The 24,242-nt window shown below is 56.8% G+C and carries 30 protein-coding genes and 1 tRNA gene; 8 read left to right on the forward strand and 23 right to left on the reverse strand.

From position 1 onward, the window contains the following. Positions 1-403: 403 nt before the first annotated feature. The 20 genes from GE107_RS15450 to GE107_RS15545 form a co-directional block, all read right to left on the reverse strand. Entirely contained in the window at positions 404-889 is a 486-nt protein-coding gene (locus GE107_RS15450) for a WD40/YVTN/BNR-like repeat-containing protein (RefSeq protein ID WP_219640888.1), read from the reverse strand. Positions 890-1,396: 507 nt separating this feature from the next. Beyond that, positions 1,397-2,140, reverse strand: a complete 744-nt coding sequence (locus GE107_RS15455; RefSeq protein ID WP_219640889.1) for a DUF1906 domain-containing protein — start codon at positions 2,138-2,140, stop codon at positions 1,397-1,399. Between the two features lie 87 nt (positions 2,141-2,227). Then, complete coding sequence (locus GE107_RS15460) at positions 2,228-2,473, reverse strand: hypothetical protein (RefSeq protein WP_219640890.1); 246 nt, start codon at positions 2,471-2,473, stop codon at positions 2,228-2,230. 5 nt (positions 2,474-2,478) lie between these two features. Beyond that, entirely contained in the window at positions 2,479-2,742 is a 264-nt protein-coding gene (locus GE107_RS15465) for a hemolysin XhlA family protein (RefSeq protein ID WP_255570519.1), read from the reverse strand. 279 nt (positions 2,743-3,021) lie between these two features. Continuing rightward, on the reverse strand, positions 3,022-3,540 hold the full coding sequence (locus GE107_RS15470; protein WP_219640891.1) for a hypothetical protein: 519 nt from the start codon (positions 3,538-3,540) through the stop codon (positions 3,022-3,024). 13 nt (positions 3,541-3,553) lie between these two features. Further along, positions 3,554-6,085, reverse strand: a complete 2,532-nt coding sequence (locus GE107_RS15475) for a hypothetical protein (protein ID WP_219640892.1) — start codon at positions 6,083-6,085, stop codon at positions 3,554-3,556. 12 nt (positions 6,086-6,097) lie between these two features. Continuing rightward, positions 6,098-6,706, reverse strand: a complete 609-nt coding sequence (locus GE107_RS15480; protein WP_255570520.1) for a YmfQ family protein — start codon at positions 6,704-6,706, stop codon at positions 6,098-6,100. Positions 6,707-6,737: 31 nt separating this feature from the next. Then, positions 6,738-7,847 (reverse strand): baseplate J/gp47 family protein, encoded by a 1,110-nt coding sequence (locus GE107_RS15485; RefSeq protein WP_219640893.1) that lies wholly within the window; start codon positions 7,845-7,847, stop codon positions 6,738-6,740. A 1-nt stretch (position 7,848) separates the two neighbouring features. Beyond that, a complete protein-coding gene (locus GE107_RS15490; protein WP_219640894.1) occupies positions 7,849-8,307 on the reverse strand; it encodes a DUF2634 domain-containing protein in 459 nt (152 codons plus the stop codon). Continuing rightward, entirely contained in the window at positions 8,300-8,719 is a 420-nt protein-coding gene (locus tag GE107_RS15495; protein ID WP_219640895.1) for a hypothetical protein, read from the reverse strand. The genes GE107_RS15490 and GE107_RS15495 overlap by 8 nt, the downstream gene beginning before the upstream one ends. Then, positions 8,712-9,677, reverse strand: a complete 966-nt coding sequence (locus tag GE107_RS15500; protein ID WP_219640896.1) for an XkdQ/YqbQ family protein — start codon at positions 9,675-9,677, stop codon at positions 8,712-8,714. The genes GE107_RS15495 and GE107_RS15500 overlap by 8 nt, the downstream gene beginning before the upstream one ends. Continuing rightward, complete coding sequence (locus GE107_RS15505) at positions 9,674-10,297, reverse strand: LysM peptidoglycan-binding domain-containing protein (protein ID WP_219640897.1); 624 nt, start codon at positions 10,295-10,297, stop codon at positions 9,674-9,676. The genes GE107_RS15500 and GE107_RS15505 overlap by 4 nt, the downstream gene beginning before the upstream one ends. A gap of 42 nt (positions 10,298-10,339) precedes the next feature. Then, entirely contained in the window at positions 10,340-11,776 is a 1,437-nt protein-coding gene (locus GE107_RS15510; protein WP_219640898.1) for a glycine zipper domain-containing protein, read from the reverse strand. A gap of 4 nt (positions 11,777-11,780) precedes the next feature. Further along, positions 11,781-11,924 (reverse strand): hypothetical protein, encoded by a 144-nt coding sequence (locus GE107_RS15515; protein WP_219640899.1) that lies wholly within the window; start codon positions 11,922-11,924, stop codon positions 11,781-11,783. Positions 11,925-11,947: 23 nt separating this feature from the next. Next, positions 11,948-12,346 (reverse strand): phage tail assembly chaperone, encoded by a 399-nt coding sequence (locus tag GE107_RS15520; RefSeq protein ID WP_255570539.1) that lies wholly within the window; start codon positions 12,344-12,346, stop codon positions 11,948-11,950. Between the two features lie 127 nt (positions 12,347-12,473). Continuing rightward, entirely contained in the window at positions 12,474-12,881 is a 408-nt protein-coding gene (locus GE107_RS15525) for a phage tail tube protein (protein WP_219640900.1), read from the reverse strand. A gap of 21 nt (positions 12,882-12,902) precedes the next feature. Further along, positions 12,903-14,351: a phage tail sheath family protein gene (locus GE107_RS15530; protein WP_219640901.1), complete on the reverse strand. Its 1,449-nt coding sequence runs from the start codon at positions 14,349-14,351 to the stop codon at positions 12,903-12,905. A gap of 1 nt (position 14,352) precedes the next feature. After that, positions 14,353-14,544: a YqzN/YkzM domain-containing protein gene (locus GE107_RS15535; protein WP_219640902.1), complete on the reverse strand. Its 192-nt coding sequence runs from the start codon at positions 14,542-14,544 to the stop codon at positions 14,353-14,355. Positions 14,545-14,564: 20 nt separating this feature from the next. Then, the gene (locus GE107_RS15540; protein ID WP_219640903.1) at positions 14,565-15,410 is read right to left on the reverse strand and encodes a hypothetical protein; all 846 of its coding nucleotides are present in this window, start codon (positions 15,408-15,410) and stop codon (positions 14,565-14,567) included. A 62-nt stretch (positions 15,411-15,472) separates the two neighbouring features. Beyond that, positions 15,473-16,039, reverse strand: a complete 567-nt coding sequence (locus GE107_RS15545) for a sigma factor-like helix-turn-helix DNA-binding protein (protein WP_255570521.1) — start codon at positions 16,037-16,039, stop codon at positions 15,473-15,475. Between the two features lie 247 nt (positions 16,040-16,286). Here GE107_RS15545 and GE107_RS15550 point away from each other — a divergent pair, with 247 nt between their 5' ends. Then, positions 16,287-16,691, forward strand: coding sequence for a helix-turn-helix domain-containing protein (locus tag GE107_RS15550; RefSeq protein WP_219640904.1), 405 nt, complete (start codon positions 16,287-16,289; stop codon positions 16,689-16,691). Positions 16,692-16,880: 189 nt separating this feature from the next. Further along, entirely contained in the window at positions 16,881-17,468 is a 588-nt protein-coding gene (locus GE107_RS15555) for an ImmA/IrrE family metallo-endopeptidase (RefSeq protein ID WP_219640905.1), read from the forward strand. 7 nt (positions 17,469-17,475) lie between these two features. On the opposite strand, the gene GE107_RS26620 is transcribed toward GE107_RS15555, so the two are convergent. Next, positions 17,476-17,919, reverse strand: coding sequence for a WGxxGxxG family protein (locus GE107_RS26620; RefSeq protein ID WP_255570522.1), 444 nt, complete (start codon positions 17,917-17,919; stop codon positions 17,476-17,478). A gap of 136 nt (positions 17,920-18,055) precedes the next feature. Between GE107_RS26620 and GE107_RS15565 the strand changes: the two genes are divergently transcribed. The 4 genes from GE107_RS15565 to GE107_RS15580 all read left to right on the forward strand — a co-directional run bounded on the left by GE107_RS15565 (position 18,056) and on the right by GE107_RS15580 (position 19,972). Beyond that, positions 18,056-18,403, forward strand: coding sequence for a DUF2512 family protein (locus GE107_RS15565; RefSeq protein WP_219640906.1), 348 nt, complete (start codon positions 18,056-18,058; stop codon positions 18,401-18,403). Positions 18,404-18,496: 93 nt separating this feature from the next. Beyond that, positions 18,497-19,330 (forward strand): non-homologous end joining protein Ku, encoded by an 834-nt coding sequence (gene ku / locus GE107_RS15570; protein ID WP_219640907.1) that lies wholly within the window; start codon positions 18,497-18,499, stop codon positions 19,328-19,330. Positions 19,331-19,422: 92 nt separating this feature from the next. After that, the gene (locus tag GE107_RS15575; protein WP_219640908.1) at positions 19,423-19,635 is read left to right on the forward strand and encodes an alpha/beta-type small acid-soluble spore protein; all 213 of its coding nucleotides are present in this window, start codon (positions 19,423-19,425) and stop codon (positions 19,633-19,635) included. 127 nt (positions 19,636-19,762) lie between these two features. After that, positions 19,763-19,972 carry an alpha/beta-type small acid-soluble spore protein gene (locus GE107_RS15580; RefSeq protein ID WP_219640909.1) on the forward strand — a complete coding sequence of 70 codons (210 nt, stop codon included), beginning with the start codon at positions 19,763-19,765 and terminating at the stop codon, positions 19,970-19,972. Between the two features lie 61 nt (positions 19,973-20,033). On the opposite strand, the gene GE107_RS15585 is transcribed toward GE107_RS15580, so the two are convergent. Beyond that, positions 20,034-20,109: transfer RNA gene (locus GE107_RS15585), tRNA-Thr, on the reverse strand. A gap of 69 nt (positions 20,110-20,178) precedes the next feature. Then, positions 20,179-21,342 carry an HD-GYP domain-containing protein gene (locus GE107_RS15590; protein ID WP_219640910.1) on the reverse strand — a complete coding sequence of 388 codons (1,164 nt, stop codon included), beginning with the start codon at positions 21,340-21,342 and terminating at the stop codon, positions 20,179-20,181. A gap of 192 nt (positions 21,343-21,534) precedes the next feature. On the opposite strand from GE107_RS15590, the gene GE107_RS15595 reads away from it, so the two are divergent. Together GE107_RS15595 and GE107_RS15600 are read left to right on the forward strand one after the other, a co-directional pair. Continuing rightward, a complete protein-coding gene (locus tag GE107_RS15595) occupies positions 21,535-22,197 on the forward strand; it encodes a response regulator transcription factor (protein WP_219640911.1) in 663 nt (220 codons plus the stop codon). Positions 22,198-22,275: 78 nt separating this feature from the next. After that, entirely contained in the window at positions 22,276-24,228 is a 1,953-nt protein-coding gene (locus GE107_RS15600) for a sensor histidine kinase (protein WP_219640912.1), read from the forward strand. The last annotated feature ends 14 nt before the right edge of the window (positions 24,229-24,242 follow it).

Genomic DNA, 24,242 nt, shown 5'->3' on the forward strand with positions numbered 1-24,242 from the left:
ATGTGGGCAATGGAACTTGAAGACCGATCTGCGTTTTACAGGGCGCTGTAATCGCTAGAAAAACATACCTATCCTGCGAACGATGTAATTTTTGTGGGGCAGACTCCAGAATTAAGGGGCCTAGCCGAAAGCTCCTACTAATTTTGAAAAAAACGCCATATTTTGATGATTAGTAAGAAAGGTGCCCACTAATTAGCGTCAATCGCGCCCATTTCGGCAAAAACGCCAAAATTAGTGGGAGCTTTTCCCTGTAATTTAGTTTGCCGATGGATATTGCGAAAAAAGTGGGAGGTTTTCCCGCTAAAATACTTCTCTTGATGTGTTATGAGAATTTGCAGGATGCGAAAGATTGCGATCGTGCCGTCACTCCCAGCGTCGTCGTGTTAGAGTGCGCGGTTATTGACTATGCACGGCTCCATGTCCCTGATCCTGCTGTATCCAGGGTCCAAGTTTTATATTGAGCAATGGTGTAGACGCCATCTTCAGATAGAGACCACGAGATACCATCAAGTTTCCCTTCCCGCTCATCGGCGATCGGCGTCCAATCCTTGCCTCCATCCTGAGTGATGTAAATAAGCGATTTATTTGACTCCGGTCGCGTGACGAGAAAGCCCTTATCCGCTGAAATGAATAGTGGCGGGAATACATACAGTTGCGCTTCTCGAAATTCCATAGGTACGCTTAACCGCGTTTCTTTCCAAGTATATCCGCCGTCCGTGGTCGTAAACAATCCGATCTTTCCTTCCCACGGGGCGTTCGTCGTCATCCAGCCCCTCAACTCACTGGTAAAGACGATCCCCGATTTCACGCCGCCCGGCAAGGAACTCCCCGCCTTGTCCGAGCTGGCAATTACCGTCCATGTCCGTCCTCCATCGGCCGATTTATACAAAATCATGTCCTCGTGAAACATTCCGTAAAATTGATACGAGGCTTTCCATCCGATTTTGTCGTTTAGAAAAAAAGTTTCCTCTCTCTCGTTTGCCGGCTCTTCGCTTGGTGACTCGGTCGGGCCCGTTTCCAACCCTTCGGAATTTGTTGTTTGGGAACTCGCCGCGACAGCTCCGTTGCTGATTGAGACGGTTCAGCACGCTCTTTATCGTTCACACGGCACCCCGATAACACTACCATGACAGCTGTTATGGCCAGAATGGCGCTTCTGCTTTTCATTCTGCAAGCCACCTCGTCTCCAGGTGTAACCCAAAAGATTCAATCGAACATTAGACGAGAATGACCAAGACGAAGTTAAATGAAACCGGCTCGTTCCGATTGTAAAAAGGAAGACCTTACAGAAGAAGATCACCCTCCACCTGACCTAGAAGGCCAAGTAGAGGGTGATGGTCGATTAATAGCGAAAGTGAGCGGTGATAAAAGGACTGCCTCGCGGGAATCGCCCTCTTCATTCCAAAGGCATGCCAGCCGCTTTCCGGATTTCGTTCGCCAATCGGTGGAACTCGTCCTTGTCGTCCTGCGTCGTCGCCGCATTCCATGCCGCTTGCAGGAAACGGATGATTTTGATCGCGTCGTCCTTGCTCATTTGCGGAACCTCCTCATCATCCTTCAAACTCCACCAGCCTTCGTTGCCGTAAGACTTGTTCAAATCCACCGCGACCCCGGCGACCCGGACGTCGTTCCGGTATTGGTACACGTTGGCTTTATCGCTTTTCTTGCCTCGGCTCCAGGCGTACGTCTGCCAGAAATGCGCGCACGCCCTTCGCTTGGCCATTTCCTCCACGACGGCATACGAGCCGTACACGCCGGCATTGTAACCGGGGATCTGCGCCGCCGCCGTTCGAAGATACGCTTCGATCTCGTCGTAATCGCTCGGCCCCGCGTCGTAGTCCACGGCGAAATAGATCGCCGTCCCTTCCGGTTGGCCAATCGCTTTCGCTTCCCGAAGAGCGGATGCGCCGTCGACTTGCCCGGACGGAGAACCCCCGGCAGGACGGTTGGCCGTCGTCTCGTAGACCGAGATGATCTGCATGCCGGCCTCCGTGATCGCCTCCGCCTCGGATCGGGTCAACCTCTTCCAAGCGTAGGAGGACGGGACCAGGTAACGCGCGGCAAACCGGTATCCGGCATCGGCGAGAGCTTTCGCCGACTTGGCGTTCAAGGGCGTGGCGCAATCGATTCCTTCAGCCATCGGACATCACTCGCTTTCCTTGGCTTCACTACATGTCTCCTTTATATTCGATGTTCCTTCTTCGCTCAAGGTGTCGGCTGGAAAATTTTATGTGTTATGGTTTCGTTTTTTGGTGAAATGGTAGAGTCCGGACGCCGTCAGACCGATAACCGAAATCGTCGTCAACGTCTGCTGGGTGGAGGCAGGGACCAACACGAACACGGTTGCGACCGCCAGGCTGAGCAGATGGTTGTAACGGCTGGGGACCTGAAACTCTTTGGCAATTCCAACATATGCAGCGACGATTGGGGCAAGAAGCGCGACCTGTTCGGTCAGCCGGTTGAGATCGTCCATTCGGATCATCCTCCTCTGAGGTTGGCGAGTATGGCCACCGCGGCGGCGAGGATCGCCCCCACCACCGTGCGCCAAAGCCACCGCTGGTTATCGGCGATTTCGTCGATCCGGTGATGCGCCGACTTCGCCGCTTGCGCCGCCTGCAGTGCCGCCTCTCTCGCCGTCTCCGCCGTTTCCCGCACGTCCGTCATCGCATCGATTTTCGTCTCCAAACGAACGACGCGCTCCCGGATCTCCGAGAGCACGCGTGCTTCTTCGCTGGTGGGCAAGGGGGTCACCTCCAATTAAGAAGGTCCCGAGGGGACCTGTGGTTTGTAATAAAAATAGCAAATAAGGGTCTCTATTCGTAAAAATACAATGTAGGCTGTGGGGTCGTTTCATCCAAGTATTGTTCGTACTGGGCTTTCCATAATGTGTCTTGATTCTTTTCGATCAAATAGCGAAATGGTTCGCGCACTTTACTGACGGGGTATTTGTACGTACGGCACATTTTGAACCAATACCCTTGATCGTTCTCGTTCCAGATAGGGTCGTTGTACGGGTACATCTTAGACACCTCCTTCCAGCGTTGTTATTCTGGCGGTTAAGTCCGCGATTGCCGCTGCCTGTTGTTCGATCGTCGCGACTTGGGAATTTACGGTCTCTTGGAGTACAAGTACAAGCTCTAGCGTGTAATCGTCAATGCCCTTCATCCCCTGGGTGCGTTCCTCGATCGTCGTGATCTGTTGCAGCGTGAAGTCCTGGACGTCCTGCATCCCGAGCGTCCGAACGTCTAGCTGGTCGGCGCGGATCTCGATCGGGGACTTCGGTGTTGGCGTGTTTTTGATCGCGTCGATCTCCTCCGGAGTCAATGCTTCGGTCCACTCCTCCGCTTCGAAGTCCCACTTGTGCTTGTAAATTTGTACTTCCTCGGGTGGTTTCTTGGCGACGAGATACCCTACAAGAATCAATTCTTCCGAGTTTTCCGGGTCCGGTTCGTACCTTTCCGTAATGTCAGGGGCGTCGTCCGCGACCAGTTCGACGTCTACGACGTTGCCGGTCAAGTCTACTTTGAGTGCTTCTTTCACGGTTCAACCCTCCTTATTGTTCTGCTAAGAATGTGATGCCCTCGAACGAAAGATAAACATTGCCCGAGTTTATTGATAACGAGACCGCGCCGCTTGTACTAATTGCAAGTTCGATAGATTTAATAGTTGATCCGTCATAATTTAGCGCTCCAAACGCTAAGTTCAACGAAGGTCTATACCCTTTCGGAAGATAAAAAAGAATAGTACCGGGGCTAACTGTTCCAGATTTAATAAGACCCCTCAAATGAACTATGCCAAGTTCATCTTTGAAATATTGGGCTGTTGGATATGATAAAGCATATGCAACCCACCCATTAAGCAACAACGGCGCAATCCATTGGGGCTGTTGCTTCCCGGCCTTTACATTCCGCAAAACGGAAATCTCCGTCCGCGCTTCCGTCAGCCCCCGCGCCAAACTGTCCACCGTTTCCTTGATGTTAGGCGCGTATTCGGCGGTTACGGACTGAGGAGCGATGCCAAGCGCGTAGGTGTCGAGAGCGAGATAGGTAACGGAATAAGCGGCTGTTTGGTCGAATGTACTTACGGGGTAACGGAGATACACTTTACCGTAAGCATTCGAAGCGAATATTTTCGTCCATCCCTTGTCCGCTGTTTGATTCCGATAAACCCCAAGAAAATCCAAGGTTCTATACTTGGTTTCAGAACCGGCACCATGAGCATATTTGCTACCATCAATTGAGATTAGATAAAATGCACCATCTGATTTAGGTTTCGCCGTTTCCCGAACCACAACGCCCGTACCAACTTCAATCTTATTCGGGCCGTCGTGGACAAACAATTCGCCTTCATATGAGACGTATTCCGTGACGCTTTGGGCGAATTGGTACATGAGGCGGTAGGGTTTATAGCCTCCATACGTGGACATTTGTGTAGGCAAAGTAGTCGTGTTTGTCCCACTTGTAATTCCTCTTGCTAGTTGTTCGCACCAACCCTTAGTGCCTGTACCGTTGTACGGTAAACCAGTACTCAAATCCATCATAAACCAGCCGTAGAAATACGCCTGAATCTCTGCGGCTGTCGGTGTATACGATTCGCCCCAACCGCTGTCTGTGTCGGCGATAGTGATATACAACGTAGACGCAGCACCATCACTTGCACAGTCTGCGGATGTGTTTGTTGGTCCGATAGCAAGTATTTTCCCATCGAATTTCGTTACTGTAATCTTGCCCGATGCGGACGTATAGTTGGGGATTGCATCACCCCAATTAACGCGCTTAAATCCAGTAAAATCTGCGGATAAAGCCCAATTCAGACTTCCATCCAGCGTCATTTCCCGGAACCGTCTCGTCGCATACGGTTTGCCCTCTCCGTCAAGTTCCAGCTTGTCCGCAACGCTTCCGTCAACATTCGACCGTATCTGTGCGTCCGGCAGATACAGATAGGACGATTGTTGCGGTTCGAATGTAATGGCCGTGGAACCGATGTTCAGCATAGGCTGATTCCACGTGAACGTTCCGGCGTCAGTAGAAAGAAGAAAGGCTTCAACTAATATAAACTTGGTTGTCGCGCTTGTGGTAAATGTATCCTGTACCGTAACATCCTTTATCATCGCAAACGACGAACCATCGGCGGACTCATATACACGCATACGCGCACCGCCTGGATTGATAGAATATGTTGTACTTGGGACAGCCGGAATACTTGGAGGGGTAGATGACTCGGCTGAACCGGATGTCTTGGTATGCGTCAACTTGTACGAATCAAGGATTACCGCATTCGCGTGAATCCTCGTCCACTCCGAATACGGCGGCAAAAGATTCTTCCCCGGATTCCGCACATAGACCGCGTTGACATGCTTCATGTCGTCAACGTAAGGGTAATTTGTAGAGATATACGTTAGAGCATTGGCGGTAGTCATGCCGTTAATATTCGCACTTTCAGACGCAGTAATCTCATAAACGCGCAGACCGTCAACGTAGCCGATGCTACCGGAAGGTCCGCTAACAACCACGTTAAGAAGTGCGTTTCCAGACGCCGCCGTCCATTGACCCGCCTTATATGAAAGCGTAAACGCCGTTGTCCCTGTCACGGCGTTCGCGGAAATATTGCCGCCAATGTTAATTTGCGTACTCGTACCGGTTCCGTGTTTAACGTAACCAACGAGTAAGTAGTATGAGTTTTGCGTCATGTATACGGGCAAACTCGTGTTTCCGTTTGTTCCGGTCGTTGTAATCTTGATACCGTTCGTACCGAGTACAAAGTTAACTGTATCAAGCGATACCGTTGCATTCGCAAGCAACCACGGCGTCGTTGATTCGCAATTCCCGTTACGCCCCAACAAGTTAACCAACGTCCGCCCCGTCATTTTCACGTTACGGACGCGGGATTTTCGGGATCCCGTGATGATCTGCACGCCTGGAGTCAGAGAAATGGTATTCGGAGCCTTAGCAACAAGTTCACCCCCAACTTTTGAATCAATCACGTCGAGCGGGTCATTTATTTGCTGCTGAATATTAAAATACTCGTTTCCTTCCGTTGCCGGGTCCCTCTTAAAAAGACCCAGGTTCGGCGTTGTCGTGGACATTGAAAGCCCTCCTTAAACAGGAATAAACGGCGCGAAATCAGTCAATTTGTGTGACTGAATTTCGTTTATCGTCATGGCCTGTACTTGATTGATTACCAAGTACTTATACTCGTAGTTCACCGATAAATGAGCAGGCTTGATCTCTTCGACCGCTCGCTTCAAGTCATCCAAATTCGGGGGCACGCCCAAAGTATCGATAAACTTGATCGTAAATCGATATTCCCCCGGTTTATAAGCGACATCAACCGTGCCGCCATCATAGGCTTCGGCCACCGATTTGATGAGACTTACCGTGACAGTCCCGATACCGCGAATTTTCGATAGGACAACGCTTCGCCGCTGCTCCACCGGCTTCGCCGGATCAATGGCGATGCCGAGTTCCCGCTCCCAAACATCGAGCCCCCAGGTGGCGGTCGAGACAAAATATTGCGCCAACGTCTCATCTAAAGCCTGCCGGAGCATGTCCAGCTCCATCCCTTGCGCGTACATCACCGAGTTCATGATCCGTGACGTCGAGTAGTAGCCGGGGAGGTTGCCCATCATCCTCTGGCCGTGCTCACTGGCCAACGCTAGCTCGGACATCCCCGAAACTTGCTCGCCGGCCATCGCCAACTCTGTCATACTCGAACCGATTCCCCTCGCCAACAAAACCTCAGCCATTCACGCTCACCGTCCCAAGAACTGCGACTTGGCCGACCTGCATTTCGACGTTGTTTTCGCCGCCATTGACCGTCAGGTTCGAATAATCGACGATCGACGGAAGGTCGAGCAAGATCGCGGCGATCCGGCTGTAGCGAACGACAGGTTCGGCGAAAGCCAACTGCTTCAGATAGGCCCTCACGCCGGACTCAATCGCCCCTCGCACATCGCTCAAATTCGCCCCGCTTGCCAATGTGAGCTTCACGCTGATATTGATCGGCACCTCTACGGCAGCAGCCACGGTAACTGTCGCGCCGATCGGCGCCTTGCCTTCCCCTAAACCCGGACTAGGCGAAATATAAGCCTGTACCGCGTCCACGACCGCCGCGCCCGGAGCGCGCTTCTCCGTATCCACCACGTAGACCTTCACGGTTCCGGGGCCGTTCCACAGCGGCTGGACGAGAGCGCCGCCGACTCCCGGCACCTCAAGCGCCCACTGGAGATAGTCCGCTTTGTTGCCGCTCGTGCCCGGTTGACGGACCTTCACCAGATACCTCGCGAGCAGCGACTCATCGCTCTCGGCTTCCGCTCCACCTACCGTATCCGACGAATTCGTCACACCCGTCACACCTGCAACGGCATCGACCAGCACATTGATGGAGCCCGCAGGGACATTCCCACTCGAACCGGCATCCACCGCCGTAATCGGTACGATCACGCTCCCAAGCTCACCCACCATGCCATTTTCCATCGTTTCGAACTCGATCGAGGGCGAAGCCGTCACGGCATCCGCGGGCGTCGCGAGCCGTGTCCCCGCCGGAACCACCGTCCCCGCGGCACCCGTCACCCTCGCCTGCCCCGTCGCTTTGACCGCTGGCCGCCTCGCCACCCCGCGCTCCTCGCACCGGAGATCCAAATACTCCCCGAACGTCGTCGACGCGAACCCCCTCCGCAGCACTTCCTGCGCCCAAAGAGAGGCCCCATAGAGTTCGAAAGCAACGGGAGAGAGCGAATCCCAAATAAAAGAACCCTCCGCTTTGTCCACGTCGGAGGGCACGCGCTCCAGCATCCGCAGTCGGATGATGTCTTCCGTCAAACCATTCAAATAATCCGGCAGCGACATGTTATCCGTTCACCACGCTTCCTGTAATAACTCCGGCTTCATCCCGGACGTTCGTTATCGTGCACGAGAAGTAGCATTGATCCGCCTCCCAGCGGAAAACGAACCCCTCCACCCCTGCCGTCCGCGGATCGTTCATCAGCGTCTCGGTCGTAATCCGGCGGATCTCGCTTTCCAACGCGGAGCGCGACAACCCGCTGCCGATCAACCCGTCGAACTCCTGGCCGTGGTCGCGGGAATAGATCAAATAGCGGTACCGCTCGGTCTGCAAAGCTTTACGGCACCATTCCAGCCAGGCCTCCGTGTCCTCGGCGACGGCAATTTTCCCCGTAGGCGTCAACACGAATTCCCCCGCCTCGTAATCAAACCGCCAGCTGCGGCCGAACGTTACCGAACTGCCGGCAGCCGCCGCCTGATCCTCCGACTCCACAGACCCCGTCGTTTCCGGAAACAAATTAGCCACCCGAGCCCACCACCTTGCACAGTACTACGGCATCCCTGCCGCCATTGACGGGTACGGCCAGCACCCGGTCCCCCGCCTTCAAACCGGACTGCCAGTTCAACCGCACGTCTTCGACCTCCGCCTCCTCGAAATCGAACCGCGTTCTCGGCCCGGGCACCGCCCCTCCTTGGGGAACGCCCTCCCCGTCAACAGGAGACGTCATCGTCCCGACCAGGGAAAACGCCGGAAAATGAAGCTTCGCCGTCCAGTCCGCCACGAGGTAATCCGGGATTTCGTATTTGAACGAATCGAGCTTCAGCCCCGACCCGGTAATCGTGCCGAGCTCCGACGGCAGGCCGGATACCGCTTTGGCCGCCATGCCGCTCAGCCTCGTTTCCAACGTCGCAGCCAGCTTTTTGAAAGGATCAGCCAAAATAATCCCTCCTCACCTTGTCCTCGGCCGCAAGCTCCAGCTCCATATGCCCGGGTTCCCCCAGCCGATGATTCACATGCTTAACGATTAAGGGCATTTGATTCAAAATGACGCGATCCCCCGCCCGAATGGCGTTGATGTCCGGAGCGGTGACCGAGAACGTCTCCTGCAGGCCGAGAAGAAGCTTGCGCGCGGCGGCTTTCGCTTCTCCGGGCGTTTGGATGGCGCAATCCTGAACGATTTTCTGCAGCGTTCCGTATTTCGCCGTATCCTTCTTTTCCACCGCCAGAACGTTGGACAGCTTCTTTTCGTCGGAGGCAGCTCCCAAAACTTTAACCTGCGTCACGGCCCCCTCCAGCGTCCTCGTCTGCGCGACCTGCTCCACCATTTCCAATCCCCAGACCGTTGCGTTGCTCCCCAGCTTCACCAATCCGAGGCCGGCCGGGGTCATCCGCGCCCGAAACATGTCCCCGCCTTTGTCCACCGTCTCCTTCAAATCCTCCAAAATCATGGACATGATGGACTGGGCGCGTTTGATGTTACGGGACAGCTTAATCGAGGTATCCGCCACGCTCCCGACGGGGATACCCCATTCCTTCGCATAAACGCGCAGCCGCTGAGAGGCTGTCTGGCCCGCGGGCATCAGCTTTTCGTCCTCCGATTTGGCCAGATAGATGCTTCTGTCATACACGGTAACGCTGAGATGCTTACTCCCGCTATTGTCACTCTGGCATTCCCAGACGATGCCGGGGTGAAGCAGCGCTGCCGTGCCCGTCCCGCCGTAGGGCGTACCCGAAATGCGGATGCTTTGTCCCGGAGCAATGGCCGGAAGCCGTTCCGTGACCAGCAATCGAAGGTTCGCGCGGTACGCGATCTCCTCCAGGGACTCTTCCAACGAGATCTCTTCCACGAAATCGCTGATATCGAATTTGTCTCCCAAAATGACTTCGCAGCTCACGGCATCACCAGCTTTTGCCCGGGTTTGATGAGGCTCGGATTCGGTCCGATGACGGCTTTGTTCCGGTCGTAAATCGACTTCCACTTGCCGCTGTCCCCGAGCTGGAGCTTCGCGATCGCCCAAAGGGTATCGCCCGATTTAACCGTATATACTTTGGGTACCGGCTTAGGGTCGGAGCGCGTGTTCGTCCCTTTTTTACCGGCTGGCTTGGCTCTCATCTCCCGATAGGTCCGGAACGTAACGTCAAAATAAACGTCCCCCGGTTCCCCGCCTTTGAAGGTGGAACTGTGCGAGGAGAGCGTGACCAGTACATTGACTGCCGTCTCGGAAACGATGAGCTGCACGGGTTCCCGGCTGTTCATTAACGCCGTTAATCGGTTCATGGCTTCTTGCGGATCCGGATGATTGCCGCCACACATGCAATAACTCTCGTCATGCACCTTGGGAAAAAAAGAAGAGAAGGCGATCTCCCTCACCTTCTCCCGCTGCGGGACGTCGACTTCCCCTACGGATAACAGATTCACCGTCTCGAATTGCTTGTCCCGCCGGATCGTGATTTCCTCCGGATTCACGGGAAAAACGAACGCTTCTCCCGACGGGTAACGCAGCGAAATGTCCAACTTGGATCACCCTCTTTCTTCGCGGGTACGCGCGGTATGGAATCAGGCTCTGTTCTCCATCGCTTGTTGAATGGAAGCCGCGATTTTGCTTCCGATGAGGGCGGAAATTTCATCATAGTTCAGCTTGTCCTCCACGGTCAGCTGAACGGCGCCGGTCGGCAGATTCACGTTGATGGACACCGCGCCGGCAGCGGTCACGTGTTGCGACCCGGGTAGCTGTCTAGAAAGTGGTGCGGCACCAGGTAGGGCAGCTTGCGCCGTAGCCGTGGGAAGAGGCATGATCGACGGTGGCGTCGGCGGCGGGACGACTTCCTCTTTCTTTTTCTTCTTGCGGCCGAAACCAAGGAAACTCTTCAGTTTGTCGCTTGCCTTGCCGAGCTTTTCGCCGACGAACTCCCCAACGGAGCTTCCGGCCAGACCTCCAATCGCGCCGCCGATCAAAGTACCTACCCCAGGCAGTATCGCAGTACCGATCGCCGCCCCGGCTGCTGCACCACCCCAGCCTCCAAGCGCGCTTCCGATGGCCCGATTCCGTTCTTTTCCGGGCTTGGCGGTAGCTATGTTTGCAATATCTGAAATGACTGATAAAGGACGGAAAGCTTTGCCTGCCAGAGAGGAAGCAGACCCTAGATATGGCGCTCCACTTGCCAATTTCGAATATTGGTTTGACCTCTTCAGCGCTGAAGCAGCTGAATCTGATTTTAACCCTCGTGTAGGTAAATAGCCCATTGTCGGATTGTTAGATCCGAAGATGCTAGCTAACAACTTCTTTCCAGCATTTAGTATCTTGTTGCCTTTCTTTCCGACATCTGGTGCTGAAGTTTTTGAGGAAAGCGGATTTCCATCTGCATCGACTAATGATTGAGGTTTATTTTGCGATCCAGAAAGGATACTCCTTCTTTCAGCTACAGCGCTCCCGCTACCAGTCGAACCACCAGTTGGATGAGAACTCGAGGTATTAGATCCTTTGCGTTTTATTAACCTATCGGTTACGAGATTCGCTGCTATACCTGAGATGGTTCCACTAATAATGTTTGACCCTAAATCAACAAACTTTTCTCCCCAGTTGATCCCATCGCCAGAATCGCCACCATTAACATTCACATTCACAGTAATCGCCTCTAGCGAATCTTTCGCTTTTTTCGCGATCTTGTCCGTATCAAAAGCCGTAAGAAAAGCTTCTGTGAATGCCGCTCCGGCTTCCGCTCCCTTAGCCGTGAAAGATTGCTGGACAGCCGATGGTTCGGTTTCCACCGGCCAAACTTTTGACGTCATTTCGACCAAACGAGACTTCATTAGGTCTAACGAAGCGACCATTTGATTCGCCATCAACTGAACCACGGGGCTGATGCGCATTCGGTTGAACAACTTGCTCCGTTTCTCAAGTTGCATCATATACCGTTCCAACGCTTGAAGTCCCATCTGTGTCTGGACCAATCCGCTCGAATCGATCGACAGCTCAGCAACCTCTCCCGCCATCTCCTCAACCTCCCTTCAACCCGGCTTGCGCCCGTTCGGCTTCCCACTCGAGCTCCATGCTCGCCATCAGGAAAAGCTGCTCCCCGCGAGGGAGCAGCCAGAACTCTCCGGGGCGCAGGTGATGGCGGACCCAGACGGCATGCAGCATGCCGGCGAGCGCCCCGGATCGGATCAGTTTTTTACGTCTTCCAGCTCCGTGTTGAAGCCGGACAGGTCAAGCACGACGTCGCCGAGCGCCGACAACTCGCCCGCAAGCAGCAGCCGTTTGATCGCTTCCTCCGGCCCGCTCGCTCCGTATTTCGCCAGCAGCTTCGGATCCCCCCAGTTGGGGCTGACCGTCGAAGCCGCGATGAGCGACACGTTGAACAGCTCCTCGTCGAGCCGCTCCGTCGTTTGTCCGCGCCGTTCCTTCCGTTCCGTGGAACGCTCGCGGATGCTGAACACCTGCTTGCCCGTCAGGCCGCGCAGGCGGACCGGGATGTTCAGCCGCTCCAGCCGCACCGTGCGATCCGGCACAGCGTCGGCATCGAGCAGCCGCTGCAAAATTTGTTCTTCCGTCAATTGCTCCATATCCACGCTTATTTCCTCCTCCTTCGCTTCTCTTTAGCCGTGAGACTCAGCCAACAGCCGTTTGCCGTGAACCTTCTGCCTTCTGCGTTCTGCTATTAGCAGACTGCCGTCAACCGCCCGTCGGCCGTCAACCGGCCACGATCGGATCCAGCAGCTCGTAGCCTTCGAAAGTGAAAGCCGTCTCCTCCGCGACTTCTTCTCCCGCCGTCCAGTTGGCGAGCTGGATCTTATCCGCCACGCAGTTCATGAGCCGGATGCGCTCGAAGCCGTACGCCTCCGGGTCGGACAGCTTGTTGATGATCTCGAATTTGGCGAACCCTCTCGAAATCATGTCGCTGGTCACCTTGTACCCGCTCATCGTGCCGGTGCCTTTCTTCGCGCCGAGCTTGTGCGTCGTCCATTCCTTGCCCGAGAGCTTCAGCTCCCGCTTCTCCACCTCGACCGACGCCTCGAGTTTGTTGATGTTCGTCTGCCAAACCCCGTCGATGAATACTTGCCCGTACGTGCCGAGAATCGCTCTGGTCGGATCCATCATGTCCGCTCCTCCCCCTTGTCCTTATCGCACCACGAAGGTGCTGAAAATTTGTTCCATGACATCCGTGAGCCGGGCTTCCCATTTCAGGAATACCTGGTCCGGCTCCGGCGTCTGGTCCGGATCGACGAAGACGTCGTAGCCGTCGGCTTCGATCACGCCCGCTTGGGCCAGCGTCTGCAGATACTGCTTGCAGGCACCGATCAGCGCCAGGCGGCCTTCCTCGGTGTTGTTCACTTTGCCGATATAGCTCTCTTCCGCGGTCCGCTGAAGGTCGGCGTTGATGCTGTCCATGACGCGGACCGTGCGGATTTTCTTCCAGGCGTTGTTCTGTCCGGCGCGCGGAGCCTGCAGGCTGTTGATGCCCCGCAGCGCCTTCACCTGCCGCCCGTCATGGACGAGCAGGAACACGCCCCCGCGGACCGCTTGTTCCTGCTCGGCGCGCGTCCAGCGCCGGGTTACGTCTTCGAACGGCGTAGCCGCATAGGTAGCGGAAGCGTTCAAGGCTTGTCCGGCGATCAATCCGGCTGCGTACGCGGACAATTGCGCGGAGCTGTAGCTCTCGCCGCCCAGACGCGCTCCCGTCCCCAAGCTCACGATGCCTTCGTGGTTGAAACCCGCGCTGCGGGCAACGGCCTTCGCCACCGCGTCCGTCGCCGCGTCATCCGCCGCGGACCCGCCCAGAACGGCGATGACGCCCTTGCCTTCTCCGCGGATACGCGCGATCCATGCCACGAGGCTGGCCTGCAGCGATGCGTCCGACACTCCGTCCAGCGCGAAAGCGTCGAACTGCTGCGTCTCGAACGCCGCGAACGCGTCGACGTAGTCGGAATTGGCCAGTCCGGCCACACCGGAATCGCCCCCCGCCATCGAGACGCCCGTGACGTTCGCCAAAGCTCCGTTCCCGTCGGCCAGCTTCTCCGCCCGGATCCACACGTTGCCGGAGTCGGCGTTCACCGCGTCGACCGCGTTCTGGATCGACCCGCCGGCGAACGTAAACGTCCGAAGGAGCGTCGTGCCTTCGTGCAGGCGCAGGTCTTTCTTCGTCGCGTCCACCGGGTTCGACTGCACGGTGAGCCGGAATGCGTTACCGCGAGCACCCGGGTACAAGGCTGTCACCTTGAGTACGTTCGCGGGCGTAGCGCCGGTATCTTGAAGCGTTGCGGACGAAGCCGCCGCGTTGCCGTCCGCCAGCCGATACGCCAGCACTTTGCGGGCGCCGCCCAGCAGCGCCAGCCGCAAAGCCGCATAAGCTGTCGCTCCATCCGTGCCGTCCCGCGTGAACGCATTCGCCGCGCCCGCTTCGTCCGTCACTTCGACGAACTGCTTGACGGGGCCCCAATGCGCTTTCACCGGAACCGCAATAACGCCCCTCGATCCCGGCTGGACCGCCGCGGCCGCCGCCGCTTGAAATGCCATATAGAAACCGGGCAACACCGGTTTGTCCGTCTGACTCCAAGTTCCTCCCGCCATGTTACATCACCTTCCGTTTCATGAATGTAGACACGAAGCCGCGGGCTTCGTCCAAGGTCAATTCCGTTTCCCTTACGCCGTGCAGCGCCCCGGCGAGCGCTTCCGGCTTCACGCCGAACAGCGCCTCCGCGTAGGTCGCCAGCTCTTCCCGGGTGTATTTCTCCCCGCCGGCTCCCGTTTTCTTCCCTGCCATCGTAAGCTCACCCCATGATCTTAAGTATGAATGCCGTGAATGCCCACTTTCCTCATCAGCGGGGCCGCCCCCGCCGTCCGGCTCATCCTCCGGGACAACGCGACCTCCACTTGCCCGGCGGTCAAGCCGTCGGCTTCCAGGTTCGCCTGGATTTCCGCAACCTTCAAATAAATCCGCCCTACGGAATCGAGCGCGATCTTCGTTCCGGCTTGCAGCCGTCCCGCCGCTTCGAATACGGCGGCCGCCTCCCCGTTCGCGGTCGGTCCGAGAAAATGCCCGACGATTCGCTTCCGCATCTCGTACGCGGCCGAACCGAGCTCCCGCGTTTCCGCGGCTTGGATTCTCCACAACACCGCAGGCCTCGCCAAATTCGGCGGCCAGACGCCCAGATGAACGCGCCACCCGCCGCCCAGCCAAGCTTCGGACCAGCGTCCCAGCGCGGTCAACCAGACGTCGGCCGGCAACGTTTCCGCGGCCGAATGGTCCGGAATCCCCCAAATCGCGAAGCGGATTCCCCTCGTAATGGCCGTTTTCGCCTCGTCCAGCCTGTCGCCGTCCACCGTCCCCCGGTAGCGGCACACGAACGTTTCTCCCGTCACCGCATCCGACAACGATTGCCCGTCCAACGCTTGGACGATCGCGCCGACCAGCCCGTCCACTTGTCCGAACCCGGCCCCCGCCTGCGAATAGGGCCAAATTTCGTACGTTCTCCGGATCCCCGACCAGGCGTTCTCGACGGCGTCCGGTCCCTGAACGATGACCACATACGGCGTTTGCGCCGCCGATACGTCCTCGTGCATCTCGAACGCTTGTCCGTTCAGCGCCGGGATCGCCTCGCGCAACCGCTGCCGAATCGCTTCTCTCATCCTCTCACCTCCCCGCTTCCAAACTGGCCTTGCATCCCTAGGTGGCAATCGTATGACAAACCTCATCCAACCCGGCACTCTCCCTCGACCGCCAACAAAATCTTCCTCTGCGCACGGGTCATGTACGTACCTACGCTCGATTTGCTGATGCCCAGCAGTCCGGCGATTTCGGCGAACGTGAAGCACTCGCCGTGCGCAAGCACGTAACAGTCCCGCTCCCTCTCCGTCAGGACGCCAAGCACGCGCTCCAGCCGTTCGCGGAATTCCTCCTGATCGGAGGGGATACTCTCCGTCTGCCGCGCGGCTGCCTGCATCGCCTGCATCCGGGACGGGTCCGTCAAGACCTCCCTCTGGTAACCGGCCCTTCTCTCAATGCCCCTTCGGTTTCCCGGCATTCTCCCCGTTTCCAGCCATTCGATGATATAGGAGCAGCTCGCGATCATCTCCATGATCCATTTGCGGTCTTGTTCCAATGCCAACAGCCGATTCATGTCCTCCATCGTGCGGACCGGCTCCATCGCCGAAATTTTCACGGTTAAATCGCTCGCGATCCGCAGCAGGGAACGGCGGGTTTCCAAATAATTCTCCAAACTGGCGGGGCCAAGATCGACAATACGGTTCAAGTTCATGTCTCCACACTCCCTTGCTCACATTTTTACCGTTTTGGTAAACGCGCTCGACGACTCTCCTACATCCTGCGCAAAAAGATCCCCTCATCGAGCGAAGTGTTTTACCATAACGGTAATATACCATGATCCTAGCGGATGATATTTCCAAAGTCAATGATAAAATTTCCAAAACGGCAAAACATGATCTTTACCGCAACGACAACTTTGCTATAATAGAATCATCCGATACCGAAAAGGAAGATCGACGATGTCACTAGGTTCTCGCCTCCGCGAGCGCAGGGAGAAGCTTGGCAAGACGCAGCTGGACACGGCCCGGGATCTCGGAATCAGCAACGTGCAGCTGTCCCGGTACGAGTCGGGCGACCGCAAGCCGGACCCGGGCATGCTGAGCCGTTTCGCCGAATACTACAACACCACGGCCGACTACCTCCTGGGCAGGACGGACGATCCCGTCCCGGATCGCGCCGATCCGGCGTCCGCGTCCTCCCAGGCGGAGTTCGAAGCCTTTATCAACGATCCAGAGCACGGCGTTTTTTTCAAGGAGTATCTCGCCGCCCCGGAAGCGCGCAAGGAAGAGATGCGCAGATTCTGGGAATTCATTCGGGAGAAGGAACAGGGGAGGAAGCCGGGAGACCGGCAAGGGGAATCCTGAAATCATCCCGAGGAACATTTATATAAGTGAAACGGCTACGCGTTCCTTTACGGACGAATAGACGTTTTATCGAAGTGATTCAGATAAGCATGGCAGATTTTATCCTTTCTGAATCACCAAAAAAGCCCGGCAGGGCTTTTCTTTTCCACCTATAGGCGAACATACATTCCCGTGATTCGGAGTGAACTCATGAACCGATACTATTGGCCGACTCCGTTCGAGCAATGGACGGAGCAATTGTGGAGCAAAGCCGGAATCCGCTCCGCCCAGCAGCTGAACATCGACGAGGTCGCCTCGCGCTTGAACGTGTGGGTCCATTATATGGACGAAACCAGCCGGGCCCTCGAATATCTCGGGATGCGCTCCATCCTGGTTGACAAACGGCTTGGCCGGCGGGAGCAGTGGGAGGAGTTCCTGCACGAGCTGTGCCACGTTCTCCGCCATGCGGGGAACCAGACGCTGATGCCGAAGTCGTTCTGCGAGAGCCAGGAGGCGGAAGCGAACCGCTTCGTGCTCTATGCCGCGATGCCCGCTTCCATGATCCGGGACTTGAAGCTGCCCGATCACCTGGACGAAGCGGTCGAAGCATTGGCCGAGCGGTTCGGCGTCACGCCCGCGCTGGCGAGCAGAAGGCTGGAACAGATCCAGCGGCGGATTTTCTCCCGGATTCTATGGGAAGAGGCGATCAAACACGAAGGCTTTCGGAGCTTGCCGAGCGCACAACGCAAGAGCCCGCCCCATGGGCGAGCTCTTGAACCCTTCACCGTCTCCGTATGAAGCCGGCTTACCTGCGGTCGCGTTCGGGGTTTCTGCCGCGCATGCCGGCAAGGCCGATGAGACCGAGCAGCCCCAGCCATCCCCAGTTGTAATTGCGATTCGTCGTCGCCGCCCGGGTCCGGTATCTGCCATCGGTAACCGTCGTGTTGTAACCCGTATAATTGTTCACGCCATACCGGTTCGTGATGCCGTCGTTCGTATACGTAGTCGTACCGTACGTACCGTACCGGTTGGTGACCATCCCGTCATTGGCGAACGGTCTGTTCATTCCGTTCACGCCGACACCCGTTCCCGTGTACGTCGTCCCGGTCGTCGTGCCCGTACCGGCATACGTCCCGGTGCCCGTCGTCGTCGCCGTCATGCCCGTCGTCGTACCGTGCGCAAAGGCCGGAACGGCCAACATCAAAGATACGCTTGCGACCATTAAACCGCTTGTGATCTGTCTGTTCATGCTGTACCCACCTTTTAAACGATTTTGATCCGTTTCTAAGATGTCCTTCTGCGTAGCGTTTATGCGGAGCATGATTTGCCTGCGGAACGGGGAAAATAAGCCGGTAACGGACCCTTACCCCGAGGTGATCGAAAGGATGAAATTCCTGGTAAAATGGCTGCTCAACGGAGCGATCGTCTCCTTGCTTCTCCTTTATTATGCCGAAATTCCGCTTCTCACCGGGATCGCGGCGGCTACGGTTTTGACGGTGGTCGCCTATTTCCTCGGAGATCAGTTGATTTTGCGCTCGACGAACAATGCGATCGCCACCTTCGCCGATGCCGTTCTGGCCATCGTGTATTTGTGGGCCGCCGCCTATTGGATGAATTGGAACCTGAATCTCGGGGAAATCCTCGTCATCACGGCGATTCTGGGCATCGCGGAGTGGTTTTTGCACCGGTATGTATTTAACGATTCGAGGTTCATGAGAAAAACCGCCGCTTAAAAGGTCCTGTATATGAAGCGAATCGCCCGTATTTCCCCCCGTTTCCTTGGAAATAAAGGTAATAATCGATATCCGAACGGGGGGAACGAACGGATGCAAGCTTTCTGGAAAGGCACGATCCAAATCGCCAAATTGCAATTCCCGGCCAAGCTTTACGCGGCGTCGGAAGACAAAGGGATCGTTTTCCGCCAGCAGCACCAAGCCTGCGGACAGCCGATTTCTCATCTGAAATTTTGCCAGACCTGCAACGTGCCTGTCGAAACCGGCGAAATTCGGAAAGCTTATGAATTAGGCGGCGGCAAATTCCTCGAAATCGAAGAGGAAGAGCTGCAAAATCTGGCGCCGAAGGCGGATAAAACCTTCCGGATCGAGCATTTCGTCCGTTCGTCCGAGATCGAACCCTTTTACATGAAAAAGCATTACTTTGTCGGGTTCGAAACGGTTGGCGCGCAGGCATTCGACATTTTGCATTATTGTTTAACCAAAATGAAACGAACGGGCATCGGCTACGTGACCTTCCGTTCCGTGCAGCAATTGGCCGCCATCTGGGCCTCCAGAGACGGAATGATGCTCTCCACGCTTCATTATGCCGACGAGGTTCGCGCGAACCCGGCTGCCGCCCCCGCCAATACGCAGGAGATTACGCCTTCATTGCTCGAAGCGTTCGGAAGCTTGGTATCGGGGATGTCGGTGCCCTTCGAGCCGGGCGCGTACAAGAACGTGTACAACGAAGCGGTGATCCGGCTGATCGATTCCAAATGGATGGGTCAAATCCCCGTTGAAGCGGTTCCGCGGGAGGAAACCGAGCCCCAGGAAGCCGCAGCCGACTTCTTGTCCGCCATCCAGAGAAGCCTGGCTTCTCTCGGCCACGAAGAGACGCCTGGCTTGCCCGCGAAGAACCCGCACGGAAAGAAGGCAGCTAAGTGATCCCCCACCGTCATCAAAAAAGAACTGGAAAGTGTTTGCATAGCGAAGGAGCCCGGAATGCAGAATAAGGAAAAAAAGAAGGGGTGATTACGATGCCGAGACGGAATCGGAACCAGCTTGTCATTCCGGGCGCGAGCCGGGCTCTGGAGCAGCTGAAGTATGAAGTGGCCCAAGAGCTGGGGATTCAATTCCCCCAGGATGGGTATTACGGGAACATGCTGACCAAGGATACCGGCGCGATCGGCGGAAACATGGTCCGCCGCATGATCCTCATCGCCGAGCAGCAGCTGGCCGGAAAATTTTGAATCACGAAGCAGATGCGCGGCTCCGATCTTCGGGAACCGCGCTTTTTTTATCGACGATCGGAAAGCTTTTACATACGTGGCGATACAAGGAAGCATACTACTTCGTAACCGGAGGAGGTGAACATCCATGCCAAGACGCAACCAGCTCCTGAACCAACAGGCACGCGGCGCTCTGGATCATCTGAAATTCGAAATCGCCCAGCAGCTCACGATCCCGCTCGACCCTGCCTACAACGGGGACAAAACTTCGAGGGACATGGGCACGATCGGCGGCAACATGGTCCGCCGAATGGTCCAAATCGCGGAACAGCAGCTTGCCGGTCGAATTCAATTCTAGACAAAGCAAAAGGCGCGGCTCCGATTCGCTCGGATGCCGCGCCGTTGTTTTTGTGGTAAAGTGGTGCTGATGAAGGGATTCGAACCCCCGACCTACGCATTACGAATGCGTTGCTCTACCAGCTGAGCTACATCAGCAAGACACTTTTATAGAATAGTGATTTTCCGGATAAAAGTCAAGCACTTTTTCGCTGGATGATGATGGATTTACACCACGTGGAACACGCGGCTCCCGCCCCGATGGATCGGCGCTGCCTTGACCTCTTGCGCCGGGACGGCGTTCTCGGAACCCGAGGTGCCGAATCCGCTGATCATCAGATGGAGCTGGCGCTTCAGATCGACTTCGTACGGGCGGTCCAGCGCGGTTCCTTCCGGGTTGCGGATGACCCGCACGATGGGTCGCTGCTTGCTGTCTTCGTGAAAGCCGGCGACGACGCCGATCTCGCCCGAGCTCAGCCTTACGGTCGTCCCCCTCGGGAACAGCGCCATGCTGTCTCGCAACCGGCATACTTTCCCCATGTCGTACAACGTGCCGGCGCCGCCGTAAAGCACCTCCAACGCTTCGTGCGGGAGCATCGGAGCGCCGCCGCCGCGGCCGTTAACCAGCGTGTCGAACATGTCGAAGATGCTCACCCACTGGATCAGCGGGTGGATGCGGCTGCCTTGCAGGCCGAAGGGATATCCGCTGCCGTCGACGCGCTCATGATGGAACAACGCGCATTGGGACGTCAGTGAAGGGAAACCGCTGTCTCTCAGAATGCGGAATCCGAGCTCGGCATGGTTCGCGTATTCCGCGATATCGCCGTTCATCGCCCTTTCGGCAAGCCCGCCTGGAAGCAGGAGCCGGCCGATGTCGTGAAGCATGGCCCCCATCGCCAGAGCTTGCAGCTCTTCCCCGGCAAGTCCCTCTTCGAGCCCGAGCTTGGTCACGCAGACGCCCACGTTCAACGCATGCTCGAGAAAATGCTGCTTGTCCCCGTCCGTCAGCGTAGTGCTAAGATAAACGGGAAGGCACAGATGGTTGCGCCGGACGCGCAGGTCGTCCACCAGCAGCTTGGCGGCATCCATGCAGAACCGGACGACGGACCCGGCCATGGCGCTCTTGGCTCCCGCGGACAGCTCATCCAGCACATGCGACAGCGCGCCGTGCAGAACGATCAGCGTCTCGTCTCGGATCGCCTGGTCGGGGGCGATGTCTTCCGTTCCCTGTTCCTCGATGTGCAGGAACGGGAGTCCCATTTGCTGCAGTTTGTAAATGGCATGCTCGGTCAAGATGAAACCTCTGCCCGCCAATACGTGTCCTTGTTCCGTATAGATGGAGCGGCCCAGTTTCATTCCCGGACGGCATTCGCTTGTTCTCATGATAATCATGAAGACACTTCCTTTCCTCTTCGGGGCCGGCATCGCGTCCCCTGTCCTAGTCCTATCGTACGAGAGTCTGCTGTCATATGACCAGTGACATGCGTCAGGAGCATAGTCACGAAATTGTTCAAATCGCGTCGAAAGCGCCATGTAAAAAAGGGACCAATGTCTTATAATGGAGGAAGGAAAGGGGAGAACCGAATGCTCCGCGTATTGATCGCCGACGATCAGACCCTCATGAGGGACGGCCTCCAGACGATCCTTCAGCTGGAGGAGGATATCGAAGTCGTCGCCACCGCCGAGAACGGAGAAGAGGCGTGCCGCTTGGCCTGTGAGCATCACCCCGACTTGGTCCTCATGGATATCCGCATGCCGGTCATGAACGGAATCGAGGCCGTCAAACAGCTGAGGAAAACGATGCCGGGCACGAAAATATTGGTCCTGACGACCTTCGACGAAGACGAATACATTATCGAAGCATTGGCCAGCGGAGCGGTGGGGTTCCTGCTCAAGGACATCCCGACGGACAAGCTGCTGCAGGCCATCCGCGACGCGGCCCGCGGCGATATCATGCTGCCGTCCGCCATAGCGGTGAAGCTGGCGGCCCGCCTGTCTGCCGCTCCTCCGGCCGCCGAGGCTGATGTCCCCAAAGCCAGAAGCCGGACTTCCGAGCTCAAATTCACGGAACGGGAAATGAGCATCATTTCCCTCATGGTCGAGGGGCGAACGAACCGGGAGATCGCCCAGCTGCTGTTCATGAGCGAAGGGACCGTCAAAAATTACATCAGCACCATCTACGATAAAATCGGCACCAACGATCGGACCCAAGCCGTCATCTGGCTCAAAGACATGACTGTCATATGACAACAGTCACTGGGATGCCGCCTTCGTCCCCGCTACAATGGAAGAACGGATTGCTGGTTACCCAGGGAGGAATGGCTTTTGTATCGCAGCAGTTGGCGCAACCATCTGCCTTTGATCCGGACGACGGCTTTTCTGGTATCGATCCTGGCGTTGATCGGCTGGGGACTTTCCTCGGTTGGGCAAGGCATCAAGGAACGGGGGCTTGACCGCTCGGCGTGGCGGTGGGCGCCCGCCTCGTCGTTCGACGAAACCTCTCCTCCGGCCGCCGGCTGGATTCCGTACGCATCCGCAACCAACCTGCACAATCAATCCCGAACCTATTGGCTTCGAATCCCCCTCCCCTCAGTCAGCCCGCGCGATCCGCAGCTATGGATCTTCAATGCCGTCTCCATTCGGGTATTCGACGGCGACCGTCCGCTCTACGACTATGATCCCGGCCGGCGGGGCCAACGGATCAATTTGTTTACGCATTGGAATCTGGCCCCCCTGCCGACCCCGCTGCCAACCGAAGTCTTTTTGCTGCTCGACAATCGCGGCGCTCCCCGGCCGGCTCCATGGATCCAAGCCGTCAGCAAGGGGGATTTGTACGTCGAGCTGCTCCGCAAGGACAGCTACAGCTTCGTGCTCAGCGCCCTCTTCCTCTTCACGGCTTGCACGGCGTTCGGCCTGTACGCCATCCGGAGGAGCAGGCTCCAGCTCTATTTCGGCCTCCTGTCGTTCTGCGGCTTCTATTCATCGCTCGTCCGGAACGATCTCCTTCAGGTTTATTGGAACCAACCTTGGCTCGGCTATCTGGATCTCGCGATCTTCCCCGTCGGCGTGTATGCGCTGGTCAGCATCATGAACGAGGTGTTCCCCGCAGCGGGTTCACGGCTCCCGGCACGGCTTCGCGCCGTCCTTCTCGGCTATTCGGCTTTGACGCTGGCCGGAGCCGTCATTCTCGAACCGACTTGGTTCGGATGGATGATCAGCTATCCGCTCCTGCTCCTGCTGCTCGCCACGGCAGCCGTCGTATTCAGTACGCTGCGCGGCGCCTATCGGGAGCGGCAAGGGCCCGATTCCGTCTGGATGCTGTCGGGATTCGTCATCGTGGCTTTCTTCTCGCTCATTCATGTTGTCAAAACGTATCTCCCCGCCGCATACGTCCGAATGGAGCAATACGTGCCGGCCTTGGGCCGGTTTCCGTTCGACCTCGCCACCGTCGGGCTGTTCCTGTTCCTGATTTGCCTCATTCGCGTCATCCTGTACCGGTTCGGCCTCATGAACCGGAGGCTGCAGCACATCGGGGAATTTCTCGAGGAAAGCGTGCGGGCGCGGACGTTCGAGCTGGAAGATAGGACCCGCCAGCTGCGGGAATCGAGCGACCGGCTGGCGGAAACCACCCGGGAGACGGCCGAGTCGATCGCTTCCACGATGGTGCTCGAAGAGAGGAACCGGATTACGGGGAACATCCACGACACCGTCGGACATGCGCTTACGGCCACGATTATTCAGTTGGAAGCCGCCAAACGGTTGCTGGACAGGGATCCGCGCCTGGCGATGGACAAGCTGACGGCCTCCCAAGGGCTCATACGCAGAGGCCTGGAAGAGATCCGCCAATCCGTGCGGCTGCTGAAAGACGACTTCTCCCGATATGACCTGGCCGACGCCATGATCGGTCTCATCCGCGAAACCGAACAAACGACGGAGGCCAGATTCGAGGTGCACATGGATCCTCTTCCGGAATCTCTCACCACGCTGCAAAAGAGGGTGTTGTACCAGGCGCTCCAGGAGGGGATAACCAACGGACTTCGGCACGGAGGCAGCACCCGATTCTCCTTCACTCTGACCGACGGGGATCCGATCGTTTTTTTCCGGTTGGAATCGGACGGCAACACGTACTCGGCTTCGTCCTTCGGATTCGGCCTCAAGGCGATGGCGGAGCGGGTCGCCCAGCTGGGAGGCGTCATGTCGGTGGAACCGGGCCATCCCGGATGCGTGCTGCTTCTATCGCTTCCCTATGACGAAGGGCAGCGCCGAGAAACCGTATAGGGAGAGAGTCTGGA

The organism is Cohnella sp. CFH 77786, from assembly GCF_019400745.1.
GTDB lineage: Bacteria > Bacillota > Bacilli > Paenibacillales > Paenibacillaceae > Cohnella.